The organism is Bradyrhizobium sp. KZN70725 (assembly GCF_055264925.1).
In genome coordinates this window covers 112,405-118,404 of sequence record NZ_JBUYWT010000025.1, presented here as the reverse complement: position 1 = coordinate 118,404, position 6,000 = coordinate 112,405, and the positions used below count along the sequence as shown (strand labels likewise).

4 protein-coding genes and 2 pseudogenes are annotated in these 6,000 nt (G+C 58.3%); 1 reads left to right on the top strand and 5 read right to left on the bottom strand.

Going from position 1 to position 6,000, the window contains the following annotated elements; genetic code table 11:
• Positions 1-688 (top strand): TCP-1/cpn60 chaperonin family protein (locus ACZBJS_RS23540; protein WP_463439281.1); only part of this gene is annotated, 688 nt, incomplete at its 5' end.
• A gap of 1,290 nt (positions 689-1,978) precedes the next feature.
• Here ACZBJS_RS23540 and ACZBJS_RS23535 read toward each other — a convergent pair.
• The 5 genes and pseudogenes from ACZBJS_RS23535 to ACZBJS_RS23515 form a co-directional block, all read right to left on the bottom strand.
• Positions 1,979-2,585: pseudogene (locus tag ACZBJS_RS23535) on the bottom strand (GTP-binding protein); the annotation flags it as partial.
• A pseudogene (cysD, locus tag ACZBJS_RS23530) lies at positions 2,585-3,470 on the bottom strand (sulfate adenylyltransferase subunit CysD). The pseudogenes ACZBJS_RS23535 and cysD, both read right to left, overlap by 1 nt.
• 267 nt (positions 3,471-3,737) lie before the next feature.
• On the bottom strand, positions 3,738-4,997 hold the full coding sequence (noeE, locus tag ACZBJS_RS23525) for a nodulation protein NoeE (protein ID WP_229163098.1): 1,260 nt from the start codon (positions 4,995-4,997) through the stop codon (positions 3,738-3,740).
• Between the two features lie 112 nt (positions 4,998-5,109).
• Positions 5,110-5,586, bottom strand: coding sequence for a hypothetical protein (locus ACZBJS_RS23520; protein ID WP_463439280.1), 477 nt, complete (start codon positions 5,584-5,586; stop codon positions 5,110-5,112).
• A 30-nt stretch (positions 5,587-5,616) separates the two neighbouring features.
• Entirely contained in the window at positions 5,617-5,985 is a 369-nt protein-coding gene (locus ACZBJS_RS23515; protein ID WP_244558879.1) for an antibiotic biosynthesis monooxygenase family protein, read from the bottom strand.
• Positions 5,986-6,000 lie beyond the last annotated feature (15 nt).

Sequence of the window (6,000 nt, the reverse complement as noted above, 5' to 3'; positions counted from 1 at the left end):
TCGCGCCAAGAAGGTGATGATCGACAAGGAGAACACCACGATCGTCAACGGCGCCGGCAAGAAGGCCGACATCGACGCCCGCGTTGCCCAGATCAAGGCGCAGATCGAGGAGACCACCTCGGACTACGACCGTGAGAAGCTGCAGGAGCGTCTCGCCAAGCTCGCAGGCGGCGTCGCGGTGATCCGCGTCGGCGGCGCGACCGAGGTCGAGGTGAAGGAGCGCAAGGATCGCGTTGATGACGCGATGCACGCGACCCGCGCGGCTGTCGAGGAAGGTATCCTGCCGGGCGGCGGCGTCGCCCTGCTCCGTGCCTCCGAGCAGCTCAAGGGCCTGCGTACCAAGAACGACGACCAGAAGACCGGCGTCGAGATCGTGCGCAAGGCGCTGTCCTGGCCGGCCCGCCAGATCGCGATCAACGCTGGCGAAGACGGCTCGATCGTGGTCGGCAAAGTGCTCGAGAACGAGCAATATTCTTTCGGCTTCGATGCCCAGACGGGCGAGTACAGCAATCTCGTCTCCAAGGGCATCATCGACCCGACCAAAGTCGTGCGCATCGCGGTCCAGAACGCGTCCTCCGTGGCAGCTCTGCTGATCACCACGGAAGCGATGGTCGCCGAACTGCCGAAGAAGGCCGCGGCGGGTCCCGCAATCCCTCCCGGCGCCGGCATGGGCGGTATGGATTTCTGACGCCATCCATCAAAGGGTCGGCACATGCGGAGCCCTGGCAGGGATGCCAGGGTTTTTAGCTTCGGGCGAACCATCTAGACACAATTTGACCTGGATCGGCAGGTGGCGTCGAAAGCCGCATCGGTCATCCATGTCAGGAGCGGTTGGCCCGACCAAGCTGTCTGGTCTGACGCTCTGTACCTCGGCAGGGCAAAAAAGGAGCCCAGCTTGTGACGGAACCCTGGCTTGCGGGCCATTCGGCCTGACGAAGCTGCCACTGTTCATTCGAGTCTTTCGAAGAACCTCATCTGAGCAGACGCATATCTGGTGCCAAGCTACAGCTTTCACCTTCCGCCTACATTTACGATTCTGATGCGCAGTCCGAGGCGCCAGATACCGTTCCTGGCTTCGGTCTGACATCTCGTCGCCATCGGGCAGTGAACGGCGTTCAAGAGGACGGCCCCTTCAATTTCGCAGCGCATTTTCCCGGTATCGAAATATCGATCCTGGAGCGACGTAACAGCAAGACATATAATGTAACCGGCGTGAAGCCCCACTTGGTCATCCCTCGGCTAGCTAACCAGCGCGCGATACAGCCTGCCATGAGCTGATCGGTGGAGGTCAAATGCCATGCTTGATGCCAGGCAGGAAGGCGACCCCTATTGTCGCGTTTAGGTTAGGTGATCACTGGAGAGCGGCGACAGTGGACTGGCGAGGAGAGGGCCCCAGATCGGGTGTCCGATCTTGATCGTCGCACCATAACGCGGCGCCACACTTCGTATGATCCGGTAGAGCGCGTGGACTGATAGACCGCCTAAAGCGATCTGCTGTGCGCCGACTACATCAGCTTGCAGGACCTCGGTCATTATCCCCAGATCGAATCCGTGCCAGATTTCATCGCAGCCATCCGAAGCACTCTCTTTGAGAGCGGCCGCAACTCATGACGACTTTTGCTGCTATCGTGTGCCCGGCGCGCGCTTTCCGGCAGTGCACCATTTTCAGAGCCGAAAGCCCGCACGCTGCCGCTGGATCGACGCAGTCGAATTCTATGATCTGCGCGCCGTGCCTCTGTCGATCCCCGCAGGCATGAAGTCGATTTGCGCGAGCAGTGCTATTTTTTCTTCGGTCGTCGATTCGCTGGCTTGCGACTTTTAGGCAGAGTCTTCGGTTTCGGCGCGCCCCCTGGGTGGATGAACAAAGAACTCAGACAAATGAACACCCAGCGTTTCGGCGAGCCGGTCGACAAGATCGGTTGTCGGGTTCGCAGATTTCCTCTCGAGGCCACTCATATATGAGCGGTCAATCGTGAGCGGAACGGTCAACCACGTTGTCGCCATAGCGGGCCGAGATCGGGATCGGAACGATCGAGGTAAAGCCGAGACCGATCGCGGAAGCCAGATAGTTGGCGACGATCCGATCGAAAGCAACCTTGCTATATGCGACAAGATCAATCCTGTTCACAGCCAGCACAACATGGCGAATACCGAGCAGCGAACAGATGAAGGAGTGGCGCCGGGTCTGAATCAGCACGCGTTTTCGCGCATCGATTAGGATGATGGCGAGCTGCGCATTCGAGGCGCCGGTCGCATATTGCGGGTATACTGCTCGTGACCCGGAGTGTCGGCCACCATGAAAGAGCGCCGCGGCGTCGTGAAGAAGCGGTGGGCGACATCGATAGTGATGCCCTGCTCCCGTTCAGCCTCGAGCCCGTCCACGAGCAGCGCAAAGTCGATATCATCGGCGCTGCCGTGCCTGAGGCTGTCGCGTGTCACTGCCGTGAGCTGATCGTGGAAGATCATCTTGCTATCGTGCAGCAACCGGCCGATCAGGGTCGATTCTCCTCGGCCACCGAGCCGCACGTAATGAATCGCAGCTGGTCCGTTGCGCCGGTGCGGAGAGGTTTCGCTTTGGAGGTCATCAAAAATAACCTTCCCGCTTCTTCTCCATCGAAGCAGTTTCATCGACATCAATCAGGCGTCCCTGACGCTCCGACACCGTCGCAGTATGCATTTCCGCGAAGACCTCTTCGATGGTCGTTGCATCGGATTCAATAGCTCCGCTCAAAGGATAACATCCCAGCGTGCGAAAACGAATCATGCGCATTTGAGGCGTCGTATCGCAGTTGAGCGGCAATCGCCTGTCGTCGACCATGATCGTCGCGCCACCTCGACGCACCGTCGGCCTTTGCTTTGCGAAGTAGAGCGGGACCGGTATCTTTTCGAGCATGGTATATTCCCACACGTCTAGCTCGGTCCAGGTTGACATCGCGAACACCCGCATGCTTTCACCTTGGCGGATCCGCGCATTGAACAGGCTCCAGAGCTCCGGCCGCTGGTTGCGGGGATCCCATATGTGTCCGGCCGAACGGTAGGACAGTATCCGTTCTTTGGCCCGGCTCTTTTCTTCGTCACGCCGGGCTCCCCCAAACGCGGCATCAAATCCGTAAAGCTGGAGCGCCTGCTTCAGGGCATCGGTCTTCATAACTTGGGTATAAAGCGCCGATCCGGAGTCGATCGGATTGAGTCCGCGCGCAATGCCCTCCTTGTTGACATGCACGATCAGCTCGAGGCCGAGCCGTTTGGCCGTCGCCTCCCGGAAACTGGTCATCTCGCGGAACTTCCATGTCGTATCGACGTGAAGCAAGGGGAAAGGCAATTTTGCCGGACAGAACCGCAGTATGCAGCAGCACGCTGGAGTCTTTTCCGATCGAGTAAAGCATGACCGGCTTTTTGAACTCGGCAACTACCTCACGCATGATTTCGATCGATTCAGATTCGAGACGGCGCAGATGTTTTGGCAGCATGTAAGTTCTTTGGATGCTGGATTTCGGTTCTTCGCCGCTCTGCGGCGCCGGCCCAGAGGAGTAATGCTGGCGGCGGACGGGCCCGGCGCTGCGCGTGGCTATTCAGAAGGTCGAGCGCGCGTTGGGCAGAAGACCGACACAGCCTGAGACCTGTCGCATTCCGCCGCAATGCTGGGGCATCAGCCTCACACCTATTACGTAGATCAGCTCGTTATAGGCTAAGGGCTAAATCAGCCAGCAGGTTTTGATCGCAAGCATGCAGATCACCTAAGCTATATTGATGATCTGCTCAAGCCGCGCAACCTGACCTCGCAAGATCTCGATAGCCGCATCGCGAGTTCGAATAGCATCCAGCCTTGCAGCTCGATCAGCTTCTGACGCCAACAGTGCCTGTTGCAACTGCGTCCTCGGTGAATTGGCCAGCTGCAAATTCTCCTCAAGCTCGGCAGACGACGGATCTTGCGCCTGCACCACGGAGGAGTCGGACGCGGAGCAAAAGTTCTGCGCAACCTGTCGAGCAATGTGGACTTGCCCACCAGATTGAGATGGCCCGGACGATGCCCCCTTGCCAACTCGCAAATCCCACCAGGTTCGGAATACCTGTCGATAGAGCTCAGTTAGCTGAGGTCCTCTATCGACGACCCCGGCTTGCTGTGCACGGAGCAGTTCCGCCTCATATCCGAGTTCTGTCAAGAGCTCGGTGCCAACCAGATCGGTCACGGTTTGCATCTCTTCAATGCTTAGTTGGGATTGCCATGCATCGACAGAGCTTTGGTCGACCGCGTTTCGTTCCAGGATTTTTCGATCTCCGAAGCGGCTGGATCGAAGATAGTCTACTTGTCCAAAGCCTGCCGATGCGTTCGCCGCCGGATCACAGCCGAGTCCAGTCAGCAGGCGTCGAACCTCTTCGTCCGGATGGGCCACAAGCAGTTCGTATCGCACCAGCTGTGTGTGCGGGCGCGTGCGCTGCGCCGCCAATCTGGGAAGGCCTAGAACCAAATCGGAAAGTGCAGATATCAAGACATCTGGCACGCGGAGCACGAGATCGGCGAGACTGGACACGCTGAGCGAATAGGAGCTTTCCGCCCGAAGCGGGATTCCCCACGTGGATTTCAGTGAAGCCGCGATGGCATAGGGATTGCGCATCAGAAGGATGTGTGGCGCTCGCGGATAGACACGTTCAAGAAATTCAAGCGCTGCCCAATAGCGTGGCGTTTTGTCTATGATGATCCGCTTGCCTGCTGCTGCCAGATACTGACCATATGCTGCGTCGGCGAAAGCGCGATCGGCAATCGTCCGATCGATACGCGCTAGGAATTCGGAGTTTGCGCCCTCAATCAAGGAGGGTCCTGCCGGGTGGCCTTGGTCCACCCTGCCAAAAGCCTCGAGCGCCAGCATCAACCAGGGTTCAGGCGGAGCCGCAATTTCTGGGTGTTGCTGGAGCAGATGCGCCAGGAGCGTCGTCCCCGATCGTGGAAGTCCAAGCAGAAAGCAGACCGCGGGCGGACGGTTAAAAGTACCATTCATAATTCAGACCTCATGCTTCAGCAGCGAATTCATAGCGCTCGTTCGACTGAGCGAACCCAGCCGCGGGGCTGGGGCGCGTACTCATAAAGTTACGACAATACCGGGCGTCAGGTCAGTTGTCCGCGCAGTTCCGGTTCAGGTGATCAAGCGGGATTGCGGCGCAACCATCCTTCATTTTGAGACCGTCCCGCATGTTGAGAGCAAGAAGTGTAATGTTTGTTGCGCCCGCGACGAGCTCGATCGCCTGCACAGCATAGAACGTGGCATCGAATTCTGCCGCCTGAGCCTTGGACGCAAGGAAGAGCGCAGAGGGAATAAGAATCAGGATGCCGTTTCCTGTAACAAATGGCATGCGCTTGAATTTGGCCGCGATCAGTCCGGCCCGGCGCCCCTTTGCCAAGATGACACCTGTACCACCGGTCGCAGCGAGCGCCGGAATCAGCAACAAGAAACCCCACGGTATGGTGCTCTTAACCGCTGCAACTGTGGCATGGAACGCGAACAGCTCACTGAGTACCGTCGATAGCCAAAATGTGCCGATCGTTGCGATAGCCAAGGCGCCAGCGACAGGATGGATCAACTTGATCATGAGTATCTTCACTTCCTAAAAACAGCAGGGCTAGGCAACGCAGATGCCGGGCACGGCAACTTTCTGGAACAGATGAGGGGAAGCTATCGCCGAGGCCGGATAGCTGGCGATTTTTGCTAGAAAGTCAGGATGGGTGAAGGCCGCGCGGAAGTGTGCGGTGGATTCCCAGACGGCGTAGTTCAGATAGGTCGAGCTGTCGCCGAGAGCCCTGTGCAGCTGAGTGGAAATGAAGCCCGGCTGTCGCTTCATGAACGCTGCGTCATCCTGCCAGGTCTTGAGAAAAGCCGCCTCATCGGCCTTGTCGAGAGTGAATGGGTTCACCAGGACGACAGAATTTGCCTCAATAGCGATCTGGCGGTCGATCGGGAAGGAAGGGTCGAGTGGGCGTAGCAGCGACATGAGTGCCTCCATGGC